Here is a 17,390-nt window from a genome sequence, read left to right as displayed (position 1 = left end):
CAATGAAAAAATTATTCTCCTCTTTATTTTTTATTTCTGTTCTCGTTTCCGGTGCCGGAAAAATTTCCGCGCAAACCAACACAGAATGGGATGACAAGAATTTTCCGGATCATAAAGCTTTCAAGGAAGCCAACAAACATTATGAAAAAGGAAATGATATTTTCGGGCAGGCGCAGGCGTCGCAGGCCGGCGAGTTGAAATATTTTATTGACAAGAATCATTACCTCCCGAATGGGATCAATGAACTCGGTGGTGCGGGCGGCGATCTTTTCAAGCAGGCGCTCGATGAATTTCTCATTGCAAATACATTCAACCCGAACAGCGCAACGCTGAATTATAAAATGTCGATCTGCTATTATAATATTTCTTCGCAGAAACAAATGGGATTGAGTTACATTGAGAAAGCAAATAAACTCAATCCGAATGTTGCTCCTGATGTGCAGTATTATCTCGGGCGGCTTTATCACCTGAGCGCACAATGGGATAAAGCGATCACAGCATACCGCGCTTATCTTGTTCCGCTGAATGTGGACGGAGCAAAAAATAAAGATAAAATCGCGGATATGAATCGCAAGATCCAGGAATGTGTGAACGGAAAAGAATTCCAGAAAAACCCGCAGCGCGTTTTCATTGATAATCTCGGTGCAACGGTAAATACTTCCGATCCGGAATACACACCGCTCATAACCGCCGATGAATCTGAAATGTTATTTACATCGCGCCGCGCAACTTCTACAGGAGCAAAAAAAGATGAAGACGGGCAATATTTCGAAGATCTATATCAAACAAATTATGTGAACGGGCAATGGACCGCGCCGGTGAATATGGGAAAGCCCATTAACACAGATGACCATGATGCAACGGCAGGCCTTTCTCCCGACGGACAAAAACTGTATGTATATCGTCCAACGAACGGCGGTGATCTTTATGAAAGTGTTTTGAAAGGCGACAAGTGGACTGATCCGGAACGAATGAATAAAAATATTAATTCTGATGGACACGAATCTTCAGTTTCACTTTCTTTCGATGGAAAAAAACTCTATTACATTTCCGATAAAGACGGTACGATGGGCAACCGCGACATCTGGGTTTCTACAATGGATGCAAAAGGCAAATGGGGAGAGTCTTCGAATATTGGCGCACCGATCAATACAATTTACGGAGAAGAAGGCGTGTTCATTCACCCCGATGGAAAAACAATTTATTTTTCTTCGCAGGGACATAATTCGATGGGCGGTTACGATATTTTCAAAAGTGAATTCAAAGATGGAAAATGGGGAGAGCCGGAAAACCTCGGATGGCCAATCAATGGCCCCGATGATGATGTGTTCTTTGTAATTTCTGCCGATGGAAAACACGGCTATTATGCGTCGAACAAAAGTGACGGACAGGGAGAGAAAGATATTTACAAAATTACTTTCCTCGGCCCGGAGAAACCACTTGCGTTGAGTAATGAAGATAATCTTCTTGCAGGAAGAACTGCGCCGGTGAAATCGATAGAAGCTTTGAAGACGGTGGAAGTTCCTACTGCGCAGGTAACGCTCCTGAAAGGAACGGTGACCGATGCTACCAATGGAAAACCGCTCGGAGCTATGATCGAGATCGTCGATAATTCCACGGCGCAGATCGTTGCAACTTTTCCGGCGAATTCCGCGAGCGGAAAATATTTAGTCTCGTTGCCATCCGGAAAAAATTATGGAATAGCGGTGAAGATGGATGGTTATCTTTTCCACTCGGAGAATTTTGATATTCCCGCCACAGCCATGTATCAGGAAGTGACGAAAGATGTGCAGCTCGAGCCGATCAGCGTCGGCAGTACGATCGTGCTCCGGAATGTGTTTTTTGATTTTGATAAATCGACATTGAAACCGGAATCCGATATTGAACTCGATCGATTGGTGAAGATCATGCAGGATAATCCTACTATAAAAATTGAATTGTCGGGACACACCGATTCAAAAGGTTCCGATGATTACAACCAGAAACTTTCGGAGGCGCGTGCGAAAGCGTGCGTAGATTATCTCGTGGGCAAAGGAATAAAAGCAGATCGTATGACGTGGGTGGGTTATGGAGAATCGAAACCGATCGATACGAATGATACGGATGAGGGAAGAGCGAATAACAGGCGGACGGAGTTTAAGATTACGAGTAAGTAATGAGTTATGAATTATGAGAGAGTAACTCCTATTGTATTTATTAAACTCAAAACTCATTACCATTGTCAAACAGCAGATGAATTCCTCTCCGAAGAAAACTATATTTATTACCAAAGACGGTTCCCCCACTTTATTTCTTCCCGAACACAACGAACATTATCATTCCATTCACGGTGCGGTCACGGAGTCGAAGCACGTGTTCATGAAAATGGGATTGGAAAAGATTCAGGATTCAAGATTGAAAATTCAAAATTCAGCCTTCGACAAGCTCAGTCTGACAAACGAAGGCCTCACGATTTCTATTCTTGAGATCGGTTTTGGAACGGGATTGAATGCTTTCTTAGTGAATGTAAATGCGAAAGCGAATTGTGATTATACTTCGATCGAGGCGTTCCCATTGGAGAAAGAGGAATGGAGTGCGATCAATTATGCGAATAATGATGAAGAGAAAAGCGTGTTTGAAGAATTGCATCGCGCGGAATGGAATGCAAAGATTCAGTTATCACAGGATTTCTCATTGACAAAACTTGAAACAACGCTGGAAAAATATTCTCCTGCGGAAGAAAGTTTCGATCTTATTTTCTTCGATGCATTTTCTCCGCGTGTGCAGCCGGAATTGTGGACGGAGGAAGTTTTTCGGAAAATGTTTTTGTGTTTGAGAAAAAATGGAATCCTCGTTACGTATTGCGCGAAGGGGCAGGTGAGGAGGAATATGAAAGCTGCGGGATTTGAAGTGGAGCGGACGGAAGGCCCGCCGGGAAAACGCGAAATGCTTCGCGCATTCAAAATTTAAAATTCAAGATTCAAAATTAATCTGTGTAAATCCGTGAGATCTGTGTGACTCATTTTGCTGCATCGAACCAACTTTCTTAACCCTGATGGTGCGTTTTTCCCGAACGCGTTCGGGATTGCGCACCAGCAGGACAGGTGGTTTTATGAAACGCTGAAGCCGCCGTTCCTCGCCTTCATTAAAATTCCGGCGAGCAGGCAAATCAGCAAGAAAAAAAGCCCGGAGAAAATCTCCAGGCCTTTCGTATCTAAGTTCTAAACTCTTCGCACTAAGTTCTCTTAATAATTCCCTTTATACCGGATTGCTTTATCTAATTTTTTCAGCGCGGTAATGTAAGCGCCTATGCGCATGGAAGTTTTGTATTGCTGCGAATTGAACCAGCAATTTTCAAATGCCTGCGCCATGCTTGCGTCATGTTTTGCATTCACTTCATCTTCGCTCCAGTAATGTCCCATGCGGTTCTGCACCCATTCGAAATAAGAAACAGTAACGCCGCCGCCATTCGCCAGCACATCGGGAACAACAACAATTCCTTTGTCATTCAGGAGTTGATCGGCATCTGCTTCAGTGGGGCCATTCGCACCTTCTACAATTAATTTTGCTTTTATATCTTTTGCATTTGCAGTGGTGATCACACCTTGAATTGCAGCCGGAACAAGAAGATCTACTTCTGAAGTGATGAGTTGATTATTCGTGATCTCGTCTCCGCCTTTGAATCCTTTGAGCACACCGCCATTATCAGCAGCAAATTTTATCACATCGTCAATATTGAATCCATTTGCATTATGAAAAGCGGCAGTGTGATCGGAGATCGCCAGAATTTTAATATTCTTCGAAGCGATAAGCCGCGCTGCATTCGATCCCACATTTCCGAATCCCTGCACAGCGGCTGTCGCCGTTTTATAATTGATGCCGATCTTTTTCATTGCAGCGAGTGATGCGACCATTACACCGCGGCCGGTAGCAGCTTCGCGCCCGCGCGATCCACCGAGCGTGATCGGTTTTCCGGTAACAACGCCGGGAGTATCTTCTCCTTTGATGCGGTTGAATTCATCGAGCAGCCACGCCATTTCTTTTTTTCCTGTTCCCATATCGGGAGCAGGAATATCTTTATTCACACCGAACACATCCGACATTGCGCGCGTATATGCACGTGTAATGCGCTCGAGTTCTCCTGCAGATAATTTTCTAGGATCACATTTCACTCCGCCTTTTCCACCACCATAAGGAAGATTTGCGATCGCACATTTTATAGTCATCCACGAAGCAAGTGCGCGAACTTCATCAGCATTCACATCCATTGCATAACGTATTCCGCCTTTTGAAGGGCCAAGATGAGTGGAATGAACCGTACGGAATCCGTCAAAAACTTTTATTGATCCGTCGTCCATTTTTACAGGAAGACTTACGGTAACTTCTCTTTTTGTGTGACGGAGAATCTCTAAAATTTCTGGAGCGAGTCCGTAAAGTGCTGCCGCTTTATCGAGCCGGGCAAGTACTTCTTCGAACATGGTTGCATGCTGAACAACTGCTTTTGCATTTGAAGTTTCTTCGGTCTTTTTATTCATCGTGGTATCCATAAAATATTTTTTGTTTGAGATTTTCCGTTGTGTTTTTAGTGGTGATCCGGAGAACGAAATTAAGGGTTTTTTCAGGACAGGATATGAGCTGTGACAGGCGGCTTTTCGGGGCAGATAAACGTCTGAAAATGAGAGATGAATTCTAATGTGGAAAGTAGAAAGTTCCGGTGTTGAGGAAAGCATCGCACAACCAGTAAACCGCCATGGCAAAAGGAGTGGCGAGAAAAAGTGCATCGAAGCGATCGAGAATTCCGCCGTGGCCCGGGAAAATATTTCCAGAATCTTTTATACCGATGCTGCGTTTGAAAAGAGATTCTGCAAGATCGCCCAGAACTCCGGTGATCGAAATGGTAAAGCCCATCAGTATCCAGAGAATTTCATGACGATAATTGTGCGGATTGCCAATGAACCAGTTCGCGATCATTCCCCCGGCAACGATGGTAAAGATCATTCCGCCGATGAATCCTTCCCATGTTTTTTTCGGAGAAATTCTTTCGAATAATTTATGCCGTCCTAAAAATTTTCCGCAGAGATAAGCCATCGTATCATTCACCCAGATGAGAATGATGAAAGTTAGGAGCGGCGGATAATTATATTTTATGCCTGCATAAGCAGGAAGAAATTCTGCGTGTGGATTCAGGAAACTCATTAGCAGAAATTCCGGTGTAAAAGTCCCAACGATCATGCACATTGGAACAGCGATGTAAATTATTCCGAGAAATGTCCACGCAATGTTTGAAAACGGATTTTCTTTTTTCCGGAAGAGTTCGATGAAGAACGGGAGAAAGACCAATGGAACAAGAAAATGAATTTCATTCGGCAACGGAAATGCTTTGCTAAGAAAGGCAACGACAACTATGAATATTCCCAGCGAAATTCCATAAAGTTTTTGCGGATGTGCGCTGGTTTTCTCAGCGAGTTTGTAAAATTCATTCAGCCCGAGAATAGCGATGAACAGAAACAATGCAAACATACTCCATGCGCTGAAAACCAGGGCAGACACAACCACGATCACGAAAATTGCACCGGTAAGGGTTCGCTGGAAAAAGTTTTTATCCATTGGCAGAACGAAGGTACTAATTGCGTTCTCAAAATACCTGCCTGCCATTCGAATCTGGAATTTTCGAATTACCGCAGTCGCGTACGAGGGACACGAAACGAAAAATTAAAATTTTTCACCAGGCCCCCGGCATGAAAGTCTCCGTGGAATTATTCTGAAAATAATATTTGATGCCGAAATTCTGAAAATAGCAGGGATGCGTTTGCAATCCGAGATTTGGAACCGTCACAAAATCAAGACTGGTTCTTATTTCAGAAGTGAGTGCAAGTTTATTCCAGAATGTATTTTTTCTCGAGAGGCGTAACTGGAATTGCAGGGGAACATAAATTCTTCCGAAAAATGCATTTTTCGTTTTCACCAATTCATTTTCATTATGCAGATCGGAACTCACGGAGTACATGCCCGCTGTTCCTCCTCCCCCGGGATATTGTGTCATGGTCACTTCATGCATCGCGAAATACGAAGCAGTAAAACCAGAATTTATTCCGGCGCCGAATTGAATTCCGTATCCAATTCCGATCGAAAATAATTTTGCTTCATTCGAATGAAAAAGCTGGCTGAGGTCGGCGCTGATCACACTCGTATTCCATGAAAAGGAATAATTCTCAAAGAAAGTAGAATCCATGTAAAAGGTCATGTTGCCTGAAGTGACCGTATCGTAACGAACCGAAGAAGAACGGGAAAAACTTTCGCCGTCGAATTGGAACGAAGCGTAATTCAATCCTGCGCGTACCACCGAATTCCAGGCGTATGAATTTTTCTTTTTTGAGTAAGGAACAAATTCCGCAAGCAGTCCGCCGAGTGCGTTAGTGCTCATGGAATATCCGCTGAGCGTACCTGAACTGGTGAAAGAAGAAAAATCGCCGGAAAGGATCACCGACGAGGGAGCGATCTTTCTCATCTCACCGAGCGTGAATGGAATTTCATTGTAAACATTCATTCCGCCCGACAAAGTGATCGCTTGCGGTTTGAAAAAATGCAGAGAGTCGGGCCGGTGTTGTGCGTGAAGCGCAGAGGCAAGAAATGTGGCAGCGATGATCGGAATAATTTTTTTCATGCAAAGAAGTTTTGTTTAAAGACGAACAATTGCATTAAAGTTGCCAATGAAATTTTATTCCATTACAGGCGGCACATCATCAATCAGGAAAAGATAAATTTCTCCGGGGCCATGAACGCCGGTCACTAATGTTTTTTCGATGTCGGCAGTTCTGCTCGGGCCGGTGATGATGCTCACGCTCGAAGGCAATTCAGGATATTTTTTCTTCAGCGCTTTCAATCCTTCGCGAAGCGTAAAAATAAGTTGGGAAGTTTTCGCGATCACGATATGCTGATCGGGGTAAATGAAACCTCTTCTTCCGCTGCCTTGTCTTGAACTCACGAGAATACTTCCTGTGCGCGCAATAAGAAATTCACAACCGGTAACCGAAGTTTTTGCTTCAGAAATATCTTTTTTTTCACCGGTAAATTTTACGCCGGCAGTTTTCAATAATTCGTGAATTTCTTTTTCTCCGCACCAGATAGTACCGAAACTTTCATCGGCGGTCAACGCACCGATATTGTAAATGAAATCTTCTTCGTTCTCGCAGAAAATAAATTGTCCGCCGGCATCAGAGAATTGTTGCGCAAAAACAAGTTCGAGCGCATCTTCCGGTTCATGATAAATATTGCTGTCGAAATCGATGGAAGGTTGCTCCGCGCGTGATTTGTGAATGAGTGCTGCCCGTACTTTCTTGAGAATTTTTTCCCTGGAGGTGGTGTCAGTCATTTTTGAGATAGGGGAGATTAGAGCTTAGAACTTAGAGTTTAGAACTTAGAGTTTTTGTAAACAGTACCTGACAGTAGTTGCTGCCTGAAGGAATAAGTCATGCGTTGAATCTCGTCAATTTTTTTGAGAACAGGAGCAACCTGATATTCCTGAACCAGGTCGAGCCTTTGCGCGATGACCAATTGCGACATCAGTTCACAAGATGATCCATTGGAAATTCCGAGAAATCGGGCGAAATCTTTGTTGGTATTTCTGCCGGCGCCCTCAGCAATATTTGAGGAAATAGAAACAGATGCTCTTCTCGTTTGTGAGATCAATCCGAATCTTTCGTCCGACGGAAAATGAGAAGACAGTTCGTAAACATTTACAGCGAGATCAATCGCTTCATTCCAGATTTTAAGTTTTCTTACAATGTGTTTCATAAATAAAAATTAATAATAGATAAATAGGAGGCAAAACTATATTTCCGGCAAACAACCCTCAAAAAAAATTACTAACATCCTGATTTCCCATTTCCCACTTCCCATTTCTAAGTTCTCAGTTCTTACCTCTCAGTTCTCACTTCTCACCTCTATTCCTTCGGGGCATCAACTTTCGGAACTGCAGGAACATCTTTTCCTTCTGCTGCTTCTTCTCCCGGCTCCACGATCGGTTCATCCACTTCAATGGCATTCTTCATTTGTTCCGGCGTAGGATTTTCATCTGATTTATCCCATTTGCGTTTTCCGAAAATTGTTTCGAGATCTTCTTTGAAAATAACTTCCTTCTCCATGAGCTTATGCGCAAGCTGGGACAGTTTATCTCTATTGTCACGCAGGATCTGTTTTGTTTTTTCGTAAGCAACAGCAATCAGTTTTTTTACTTCTTCATCTATCGTCTCGGCTGTTTTTTCGCTGTAAGGTTTATTCATCATGAATTCCTGTCCGCTCGTATCGTAGTAGGAAATATTTCCCATTTTTTCATTCAGTCCATAATACATGACCATCGCATAAGCCTGTTTGGTCACACGCTCGAGATCACTCAGTGCACCGGTAGAAATTTTTCCGAACACCACTTCCTCTGCCGCTCTTCCGCCAAGAGTTGCACACAACTCATCCATGAATTGTTCGGTGGTTGTCAATTGACGTTCATCCGGCAGATACCAGGCAGCGCCCAACGAACGCCCGCGAGGAACAATGGTCACTTTTACCAATGGCGCCGCGTGTTCGAGCATCCAGCTTACTGTGGCATGGCCTGCTTCGTGGAATGCGATCGTTTCTTTTTCTGCTTTGGAAATAATTTTATTTTTCTTTTCGAGTCCGCCAATGATACGATCCACTGCATCGAGAAAATCCTGTTTCTCCACTAATTTTTTATTGTGACGCGCCGCAATGAGTGCCGCTTCGTTACAGATGTTTGCAATATCAGCGCCGGAAAAACCGGGGGTTTGTTTGGCAAGAAAATCCAAGTCAACAGTTTTATCGAGCTTCAATGGTTTCAGGTGCACCTGGAAAATAGCACGACGTTCATTCAGGTCAGGAAGATCAACATAGATCTGGCGATCGAAACGTCCTGCACGCAGGAGTGCGCGGTCGAGTATGTCAGCGCGATTCGTTGCAGCAAGAATGATCACACCGCTGTTTGTTCCGAATCCATCCATCTCAGTGAGTAATTGGTTCAGCGTATTTTCTCTTTCATCATTCGCACCTTGTGAAATGCTGCGCCCACGCGCGCGGCCAATCGCGTCGATCTCGTCAATGAAAATAATGCACGGCGCTTTTTCTTTCGCCTGTTTGAAAAGATCGCGCACGCGCGATGCGCCTACGCCTACGAACATTTCCACGAAGTCGGAACCCGAGAGTGAGAAGAAAGGAACTTTCGCTTCACCGGCAACTGCTTTTGCGAGCAGTGTTTTTCCTGTGCCGGGAGGGCCAACGAGCAATGCGCCTTTCGGAATTTTTGCACCGAGATCGGTATATTTTTTCGGGTGCTTGAGAAAATCAACGATCTCTTTGATCTCCACTTTTGCTTCTTCAAGTCCCGCCACATCATTGAACGTCACATTCACAGAAGTGTCTTTGTCATAGAGCGAGGCGCGCGATTTACCGATGTTGAAAATCTGCCCGCCTCCACCTCCACCCATTCTGCGCATAACAAAAATCCAGAGTACCACGAGCATGAGGATCGGAAGAATCCAGCTGAGATGGTCAGAAAGATTCTGATGTTTCACTTCCCTGATGGGAATGTATTCTATTCCGTCTTTTTTATAATGAGCAGAATCTTCGGTAGCGCGAATTTGTTTTTCCAGTTCTTCAGACCAGGTACTCGACAATTGCAAATGCGCTTCTCCGGGAGGAACCGGTCCTCTCCATCCTTTGTTTTTTGATTTGATATCGGCAATGGAAGGTGCGCTTGCTTTTTTATCATCGAGAACAATCTCCATCACGTTATTATCATTGGACACGCGCCGGATCTCAAGTACGGCATGATCTTTCACCAGCGCAGTGAATTCATTGTAATTTACTTCCGGCAAACTGTTCATCATTCCCGGAACAAAAAATCCAATCAGCCCGGCAATGATGATGATGTACACCCAGAAAAATCCTGCAGGCGAACGCGGCAATTGTGGTTTACGCGGATTTCCTTTATCGCGAAAACGGTCCTGGTCATTATCCGGCTGCTGCTGATTCTGATTCTCACTCATAATTCGTGCTTTTAATTCAATGTCGTTTATGCGGCCGGTTATATTTTATTTCCGAATAGATTTTCTGTAGTGCGCCGTTAAGAAGTGTTAACCGTGAACAGCGGCTTTTTTTGCCTTCTGAAATTTTACTTCTGCTGCATCGGCCCAAAGCGATTCAAGATTGTAAAAGTAGCGTGTCTCTCTTTCAAAAACGTGAACGATAACGCTGATATAATCGATAAGCACCCAGGTTGCATTTTCTCTTCCCTGCGAACGATAGGGTTTTTGTTTCAATTCTTTTTTCACTACTTCTTCTACGGAGTCGGCGATGGCTTCCACCTGTATGTTCGAATTTGCTTCGCAGATGATGAAGAAATCAGTGACTGCATTTTCCATCGGGCGCAGATCGAGGCAAACGATCTCTTCTCCTTTTTTTTCGAGAATTCCTCTTACTACAGATTCGGCAAGGGTCATCGACCCGTTCTTATCTGCCGGTTTCGATCTGACGGAACTTTTTTTCTTTCCGCTTGCTTTTGCAGGTTTGGATTTGCGTGAAGGGGCAGAAGTTTTTTTTGCCGGTTTCTTCTTCTTCTTTTTTACTGCGACAGTTTTTTTCTTTTTTGCTATGCTCATCAATGTGTTTTCCGCTGAGGACGGAGGATTGAATTTTATTGTTATTATTGAGAATCAAAGGTAACTAAAATTGACCTTGCGGATGCAGGAAGCGCTTTTCATAGGGCAGCAGTTAGTGAAGCTGAAAGAGGTGGATTCCACCAATACGTATGCTTTGCAGATGATACGGAACAGGGAATTTATGGAAGGCATCGTGATCATTGCAGGTCTGCAGACCGGTGGACGAGGGCAGAGAGGAGCGGAATGGATGAGTGAAAGCGGAAAAAATATTACGCTCAGCATTTTACTCAAACCTTCATTCCTCGGGGTTACAGAACAATTCGATCTCACGCGGGCAGTAGCGCTCGCATTGGCAGAGGTCACTGAAAAATTCGTCAGCGAAAAAAAAATTCTGATCAAGTGGCCGAATGATATTTACGCCGGCGAAAAAAAAACAGGCGGCATACTCATCGAGAATATCATTTCAGGGAATGTGATCGCTTCTTCCGTGATCGGGATCGGTTTGAATGTTAACCAGGAAAAATTCGAAGGTTTGCCGAATGCTACGTCGTTCTTTATTGAATCAGGAAAAAGTTCTGCAATGGAAAAAGTGCTCGCAGAATTATTTTCCTGCGTGGAGGCGCGTTACCTGCATCTGCGCGCGGGAAACGAAGTTCTTCTGCGTGAAGAATATGAAAAAAAATTATTTGGCAGAGGCGAACAGAAGCGATTCACTGATTTCAGGAAGATCTTTCATGCAGAGATCGTGCATGTGACGCCGGAAGGAAAACTTGTTCTTCGAATGGAGAACGGCGAAGAAAAAAGTTTTGGTTTTAAAGAAGTGGGAATGCTCTGATCTCTTTTCCTTTTCAGGTTACAGTCCACGCTTCTGCCTTTTCAGAAAAAAGTTTTTTGGTGCGTTCCCAAACTTCGGTGAACAATTCGCTCTTCCTGTAATTTTCAAGGTCTTCTGCCGATCTCCATTGGGAAATGGTGAAGAAAAGTGTTTCGTCATACAAGTCTCTTCTCAATTCCACTGAAATACATCCGGGACTCGCCGCGATCTTTTCTTTATTCGCAGAAAAAATTTCCATGAATGTACCGGTCGCTTCATTCCTGAATTTCATTTTCACGATCCGGGTAATGGTTTTCATTCGCATTTGAAATGTTTCTGTGCAATAGAAATATTATTATTCAAACCTGATCCGTATTACTGTGCCGATCTTCATATTCAGCAAGCCGGATGCTTTGCCAAGGTTCATTGCAATTTCGAGAACGCCTGATGAATTGAAGAATGCAAGTTTTTCTCCCTGAGGAACATCACTGTACGTTCTGCTTAATTCTGTTATTTCATCGCGCGTAAGATCGATCGTGAAAAGTCTTCCCTTGCCAATGCGGTCGAATTCATCGCCGGTAATGTCGGTGATCAGGTTCCCGAAATTATCAATGTGAACGATGGTTCCTTTCAGCACATCATTTTCGGGTGGAGCAACAGGGCGAATACGCTGCGTGATCCTGTCCAATTCAGTTCCTAATTTTTCGAGTGGAATTCCGTTCGCAAGTTTTATCGCAGCAGGAACATAAATATCCCTTGCCGCGAATGTTGATGGTTCTTCTCCGGCTTTGGCAAGAAGAATGATCTTCGAGGGTTCTTCTTCATTGGAGAGCAAAGAAAATATCCCGTTATCACAACCAATAAAAAAATGTTTATGCAACCGTATCGCAACATGATCGAATGGACCTCCGCCGCTGTTCACAGAAATAATGTGAATACTTCCGGCCGGAAATTCCGGGAATGCGCGGCTGAGAATGAAAGCTGCCTGTGCAAAATCAAAAGCCGGAACCTGATGACTGATGTCGATGATGTGTGTATTCGGCAATTTACCGATGAGCGCACCTTTTACCGAAGCCATATAATGGTCTTTCAATCCGAAATCGGTAGTGAGCGTAATGACCGGCATTTTGTTCCTTGCAGTTAGGATGAAATACTTTTAATTTGTGGTAAAATTAGCGAAATAGGTTGGAGGCCTGTGGCGAAGAAAAATTTGCACTGAACTGCATTGATTTTTCAAACCAGAACTGAATAAATTGGCAGAAAAGAATATTGAAATCGTCAATGTGGATCCGGTTGTGATCTTCGGGGTGAATGATACCAAACTCGAATACATCCGCTCCTTCTTTCCCAAACTGAAGATCATTGCCCGCGGTGAGATGATGAAAGTGGTGGGAGAAAATTCGGAGATCAACCGCTTCGAAGAATCGATCGATGCACTTATGCAGTATTTCAAAAGATACGGAACACTCACGAACGATAATATCGATGCGGTTCTCGGCGCAAAAAAAAATCAGCCCAACGGGGAGAAGCAGGAATCGCCTGCCCGGATGACACAGGCGGACGGAGAAAATAATATTCTTGTTCACGGGAATAACGGATTGCTCGTGAAAGCACGAACACCCGGACAGGTACGCCTCGTTGAAAGCACAGAAAAAAATGATCTCGTGTTCGCTATTGGCCCGGCTGGAACAGGAAAAACTTACACTGCAGTTGCGCTTGCAGTGCGGGCATTGCGCAATCGTGAAGTGAGAAAGATCATTCTCACGCGCCCCGCTGTAGAAGCAGGAGAAAATCTCGGTTTTCTCCCGGGCGATCTTAAAGAAAAACTCGATCCGTATCTTCAGCCGCTTTACGATGCATTGTTTGATATGATCCCCACCGAAAAACTGAAACAGTACATCGAATCGAATGTGATCCAGATCGCTCCTCTCGCGTTCATGCGCGGGCGCACACTCGACAATGCATTTGTCATTCTCGATGAAGCGCAGAATGCAACCGAGAGCCAGTTGAAAATGTTTCTCACGCGCATGGGGCCTTCTGCAAAATTCGTTGTCACCGGCGATGTGACGCAGATCGATCTTCCGAGAAATCAACCGAGCGGATTATTGCAGGCCATTCGCATCATCAGCGGCGCAAAGGGAATTGATTTTATTTTTCTCGACAACAATGATGTAATACGACATACATTAGTAAAACGTATAATTGAAATTTATGATAAAGGAAAATCAAATGAATAGCGCGCTTACTGAAACAAAATTCAGTTTGCCCGGACAAACCGCATTTTACAAAGGGAAAGTGCGCGATGTGTACACAATAAAAAATGAATTGCTGGTGATGGTGGTCTCCGACCGCATTTCCGCATTCGATGTTGTACTTCCAAGAGGAATTCCTTTTAAAGGACAAGTGCTTAACCAGGTGGCAGCACATTTTCTGGAAGCTACAAAAGACATTGTTCCCAATTGGGTGATCGCTGTTCCTGATCCGGTTGTTACCGTTGGAAGATTCTGCGAACCTTACAAAGTGGAAATGGTAATACGCGGATATCTGAGCGGGCACGCGTGGCGCGAATACAAAGCGGGCAAGCGCAGCATTTGCGGAGTGACAATGCCCGATGGAATGAAAGAGAACGATAAATTTTCGGAACCGATCATCACTCCCACTACAAAAGCGTCAGTCGGACATGATGAAGATATTTCGAGGGAAGAGATCATCAGTTCCGGGCTTGTGGCAGAAAAAGAATATGTGCAGCTCGAAAATTATACGCGCGCACTTTACGCGCGCGGCAATGAAATGGCAGCACAACAGGGATTGATCCTTGTAGATACAAAATATGAATTCGGCCAGATGAATGGAACAATCTATTTGATGGATGAAATTCACACACCCGATTCGTCGCGCTATTTTTATCTTGATGGTTATGCAGAACGTCAGCGGAAAGGTGAAGAACAAAAACAACTTTCGAAAGAATTCGTTCGCCAGTGGCTCATCGAAAACGGGTTCATGGGAAAGGAAGGACAGCAGATTCCTGTTATGACGGATGAATATGTGGCCAGCGTTTCGGATCGTTATATAGAACTTTACGAAAAAGTTACTGGAAAAAAATTCGAGCGGGCCGATGTTTCGGTGATGAAGCAGCGCGTGGAAAAAAATATTATTTCGTTTCTTTCCGGAAAATAGTTGTGATTCTCATTTCATTTTCTATTTTTATCGCAATCCAAAAAAAAATACTAACCACTAAAAACAAAATTTTATGGCAGAAACAGGAAAAATAAAAGTCATTAAAGACGATATGGGATCAGGCGGCGGTATCACTTACACCTCAGGTGGAGGTTCTACCGGCTCTATCGGCGGCGGCGCTATTGATCTCAGTCAGATTCTAGTAACGGTTGTCAGTGATCGTACCGGTCAGGAATATATTTTCAACATCCCTTATTACGGTTCCATGAATCTTAATGTAGGCGACTCCGTAAAATTTGAAGTGCTTCCTCAACCCATGCAGAAACCTGATATTCCAGTCTATCTTGAAAGAATACAAACTGGAACAATTGCAACTATCAATGCAGATGGCGCTTCAGGAACGATCACGGAAAAAACTTCCGGGAAAACCGTGAACTTTTATCAGGCACACCTTGCTGAATTACGAATTGCAGTAGGTGATTCGGTCAGATATACACTTGTTTACACCACTAAGGGTGAAATTGCAGTGAATGTAGGCCAGAATTGATCTTCAATTATTCTTTTCTAACACTCCCGTATTTTGCATTCGCTTAGTGCGGGATTGTTTTTTTATCTTCGTTTCAACCCCATTCATCACGATGTCCTTTTTCAGGAGTACAACAAAAATATTTTTTTCATTTCTGATCTTATCGGTTGCATTTCCGTGTGCAGCACAGCGGGAACTGGCCGACAGCATTAAACGTGTGATGGGTTTTTCGAATGACACTTCCCGTGTTATTCTTTTGCTGAGACTTTCTGATGCCTACAGCCAGTATGATCTTAAAAAATCGATAGAACCTGCAAGTGAAGCAAAAGCTTTATCGGTTCAATTAGGGAACGACACTTTACTCGCAAGGGCACTTCAGAATATCGGGCACATTAATTTTAAAATGGCACATTATGACGATGCGATATTGAATTTCGAAGAATCGATAAAAACTTTTAAACAAATTGGGCTCGAAAAAGACGCCGCTGCAGTTCTGAATTCAGAAGCAGATGCTTACCAGAGCAAAGGAGACTTCAACGAAGCGCTGAATAAAAGTTTTGATGCCTACCGGATCTGTGAAAAATCAAATGATAAGAATGGTATGGCGGGATCTCTTATTGCATCTGCAATTGTTTATAGCACGATGGGAAATTCCAATAAAGCCATAAATGATTATGAAAAAGCAATGACGCTTTCAGAAGAGGCCGGCAATCTCTCCTACGAAGCTACTGCCTTAGGTAACCTTGCCAATATTTATGGCGACAAGGGCGACACCGCTAAAGCGCTCGAGTGTTACATGAAAGCAAAAGACATTGATGAAAGAACAGGAAATAAATTCGCCTTGGGAAAAGTAATGGACAATATTGGATCTACGTATGAAGAAATGGGTCAATTCGATAAAGCAATGGATTATCTCATGCAGGCGCTCGCGATTCAGAAACAGACGGGCGATGAGAAAGGAATGGCCGTTACGCTCGCAAATCTTGGAAGTACCAGCGCCGATCTGGGAAAACAGGACCAGGCGATCAGCTATATGGAGCAGTCGTACACCATTGCAAAAAAAATTGAAGCATCGAAACTCGCCATGAATATTCTCGAAAGCACTTCGCAGGTTTACCAGAAGATCGGCAATCCGCAGAAAGCACTTGAGTATTACAAAAAATATTCCAGCATGAAGGATTCGTTGTTCAACGATAAATTGTCGAACAGTATAGCAGAAATGCAGGCGAAGTACGATGTGGAAAAAGCGGAGAACGCCACGCGCACAGAAAAAAAGCAGAAACAACTCATCACTATCGGCGCATTCATCGGCGGATTTTTATTTCTCATTATCGTTTTCTTCCTCTGGAACCGTGCTGTTGTAAGGAAGCGGACCAATGTGAAACTGAACATGCAGAAAGCGGAGATCGAAAATAAAAATGTGAAATTGCACGCGGCGAATAAAGAGATCGAATTGAAAAATAAAGATATCACCGATAGCATTCAGTACGCAAGCCGCATCCAGGAAGCGATTCTGCCCGAAGTGGAATTCGCCAGCACTTTTCATGAAAAAGGATTTATTCTTTATCGCCCGAAAGATATTGTGAGCGGCGATTTTTACTGGATGGCGCAAACCAATGATCATTTACTTTTTGCGGCGGTTGATTGTACAGGCCACGGAGTTCCCGGCGCGTTCATGAGTATCGTGTGCAGCAACCTGCTCACGCAATCGGTGAAAGAACATGGCATCACGCAGCCGAATGAAATTCTCAATGATGTGAACATCCGTTTATCGGAAACGCTTCGGCAGCGACAGGATGAATCGCGTGTGCGCGATGGTATGGACATTGCACTCTGCTGCATTCACAAGCACTCGAATAAATTAGAATTTGCCGGCGCATACAATCCTGTTTTTATTTTCCGCGGAAAAGAATTCATTGAATTGTCTCCCGATAAATTTCCGGTCGGACTTTTTGTAGAAGAAGAATTGAAAAAATTCACACACAAAGAATACGCGCTGCAGAAAGGCGACCGCCTTTACATTGCATCCGATGGCTATTCCGACCAGTTCGGCGGAGAACTCGGAAAAAAATACAAGCGCAGTTCGTTCGTCGATTATCTCTCGAAAATTCAAACAGAACCGTTCGTTACTCACCGCAGGCTACTGGAGAAAGAACATCTCAGCTGGAAAGGAAATTTCGAACAGATCGATGATGTGCTGGTGATGGGAATGGAGGTTTGAGTATTG

16 protein-coding genes are annotated in these 17,390 nt (G+C 43.8%); 7 read left to right on the top strand and 9 right to left on the bottom strand.

The window, feature by feature from the left end; translation table 11 throughout:
• Positions 1 to 2: 2 nt before the first annotated feature.
• Positions 3 to 2,156 carry an OmpA family protein gene (locus tag HY064_05050; protein ID MBI3510008.1) on the top strand — a complete coding sequence of 718 codons (2,154 nt, stop codon included), beginning with the start codon at positions 3 to 5 and terminating at the stop codon, positions 2,154 to 2,156.
• A 76-nt stretch (positions 2,157 to 2,232) separates the two neighbouring features.
• Entirely contained in the window at positions 2,233 to 2,949 is a 717-nt protein-coding gene (gene mnmD, locus HY064_05045; protein MBI3510007.1) for a tRNA (5-methylaminomethyl-2-thiouridine)(34)-methyltransferase MnmD, read from the top strand.
• 275 nt (positions 2,950 to 3,224) lie between these two features.
• Here mnmD and HY064_05040 read toward each other — a convergent pair whose 3' ends face one another.
• The 7 genes from HY064_05040 to rsfS all read right to left on the bottom strand — a co-directional run bounded on the left by HY064_05040 (position 3,225) and on the right by rsfS (position 10,487).
• Positions 3,225 to 4,457, bottom strand: coding sequence for a Glu/Leu/Phe/Val dehydrogenase (locus tag HY064_05040; GenBank protein MBI3510006.1), 1,233 nt, complete (start codon positions 4,455 to 4,457; stop codon positions 3,225 to 3,227).
• A 211-nt stretch (positions 4,458 to 4,668) separates the two neighbouring features.
• Positions 4,669 to 5,586 (bottom strand): phosphatidate cytidylyltransferase, encoded by a 918-nt coding sequence (locus tag HY064_05035; GenBank protein MBI3510005.1) that lies wholly within the window; start codon positions 5,584 to 5,586, stop codon positions 4,669 to 4,671.
• Positions 5,587 to 5,701: 115 nt separating this feature from the next.
• The gene (locus tag HY064_05030) at positions 5,702 to 6,643 is read right to left on the bottom strand and encodes a hypothetical protein (protein ID MBI3510004.1); all 942 of its coding nucleotides are present in this window, start codon (positions 6,641 to 6,643) and stop codon (positions 5,702 to 5,704) included.
• Between the two features lie 54 nt (positions 6,644 to 6,697).
• On the bottom strand, positions 6,698 to 7,351 hold the full coding sequence (locus HY064_05025) for an LUD domain-containing protein (GenBank protein MBI3510003.1): 654 nt from the start codon (positions 7,349 to 7,351) through the stop codon (positions 6,698 to 6,700).
• 38 nt (positions 7,352 to 7,389) lie between these two features.
• Positions 7,390 to 7,773, bottom strand: a complete 384-nt coding sequence (locus tag HY064_05020) for a four helix bundle protein (GenBank protein MBI3510002.1) — start codon at positions 7,771 to 7,773, stop codon at positions 7,390 to 7,392.
• Between the two features lie 149 nt (positions 7,774 to 7,922).
• Positions 7,923 to 10,034: an ATP-dependent zinc metalloprotease FtsH gene (gene hflB, locus HY064_05015; protein ID MBI3510001.1), complete on the bottom strand. Its 2,112-nt coding sequence runs from the start codon at positions 10,032 to 10,034 to the stop codon at positions 7,923 to 7,925.
• 87 nt (positions 10,035 to 10,121) lie between these two features.
• Positions 10,122 to 10,487, bottom strand: a complete 366-nt coding sequence (gene rsfS / locus HY064_05010) for a ribosome silencing factor (GenBank protein MBI3510000.1) — start codon at positions 10,485 to 10,487, stop codon at positions 10,122 to 10,124.
• A gap of 241 nt (positions 10,488 to 10,728) precedes the next feature.
• Between rsfS and HY064_05005 the strand changes: the two genes are divergently transcribed.
• Positions 10,729 to 11,481, top strand: a complete 753-nt coding sequence (locus HY064_05005) for a biotin--[acetyl-CoA-carboxylase] ligase (protein MBI3509999.1) — start codon at positions 10,729 to 10,731, stop codon at positions 11,479 to 11,481.
• Between the two features lie 13 nt (positions 11,482 to 11,494).
• Here the strand turns inward: HY064_05005 and HY064_05000 are convergent, their stop codons facing one another.
• Together HY064_05000 and HY064_04995 are read right to left on the bottom strand one after the other, a co-directional pair.
• The gene (locus HY064_05000; protein ID MBI3509998.1) at positions 11,495 to 11,779 is read right to left on the bottom strand and encodes an antibiotic biosynthesis monooxygenase; all 285 of its coding nucleotides are present in this window, start codon (positions 11,777 to 11,779) and stop codon (positions 11,495 to 11,497) included.
• 36 nt (positions 11,780 to 11,815) lie between these two features.
• Positions 11,816 to 12,586: an SAM-dependent chlorinase/fluorinase gene (locus HY064_04995; protein ID MBI3509997.1), complete on the bottom strand. Its 771-nt coding sequence runs from the start codon at positions 12,584 to 12,586 to the stop codon at positions 11,816 to 11,818.
• Positions 12,587 to 12,713: 127 nt separating this feature from the next.
• Between HY064_04995 and HY064_04990 the strand changes: the two genes are divergently transcribed.
• The 4 genes from HY064_04990 (at position 12,714) to HY064_04975 (ending at position 17,384) form a co-directional block, all read left to right on the top strand.
• Positions 12,714 to 13,697, top strand: a complete 984-nt coding sequence (locus HY064_04990; protein MBI3509996.1) for a PhoH family protein — start codon at positions 12,714 to 12,716, stop codon at positions 13,695 to 13,697.
• The gene (locus HY064_04985; protein MBI3509995.1) at positions 13,690 to 14,637 is read left to right on the top strand and encodes a phosphoribosylaminoimidazolesuccinocarboxamide synthase; all 948 of its coding nucleotides are present in this window, start codon (positions 13,690 to 13,692) and stop codon (positions 14,635 to 14,637) included. The genes HY064_04990 and HY064_04985 overlap by 8 nt, the downstream gene beginning before the upstream one ends.
• A 73-nt stretch (positions 14,638 to 14,710) precedes the next feature.
• A complete protein-coding gene (locus HY064_04980) occupies positions 14,711 to 15,184 on the top strand; it encodes a hypothetical protein (GenBank protein ID MBI3509994.1) in 474 nt (157 codons plus the stop codon).
• A gap of 91 nt (positions 15,185 to 15,275) precedes the next feature.
• Positions 15,276 to 17,384, top strand: coding sequence for a tetratricopeptide repeat protein (locus HY064_04975; GenBank protein ID MBI3509993.1), 2,109 nt, complete (start codon positions 15,276 to 15,278; stop codon positions 17,382 to 17,384).
• The last annotated feature ends 6 nt before the right edge of the window (positions 17,385 to 17,390 follow it).

The sequence above is a fragment of the Bacteroidota bacterium genome, assembly GCA_016194975.1.
GTDB lineage: Bacteria > Bacteroidota > Bacteroidia > Palsa-965 > Palsa-965.
Note: the sequence above shows the minus strand (reverse complement) of the source record. Positions and strands in the feature narration are given on the sequence as shown.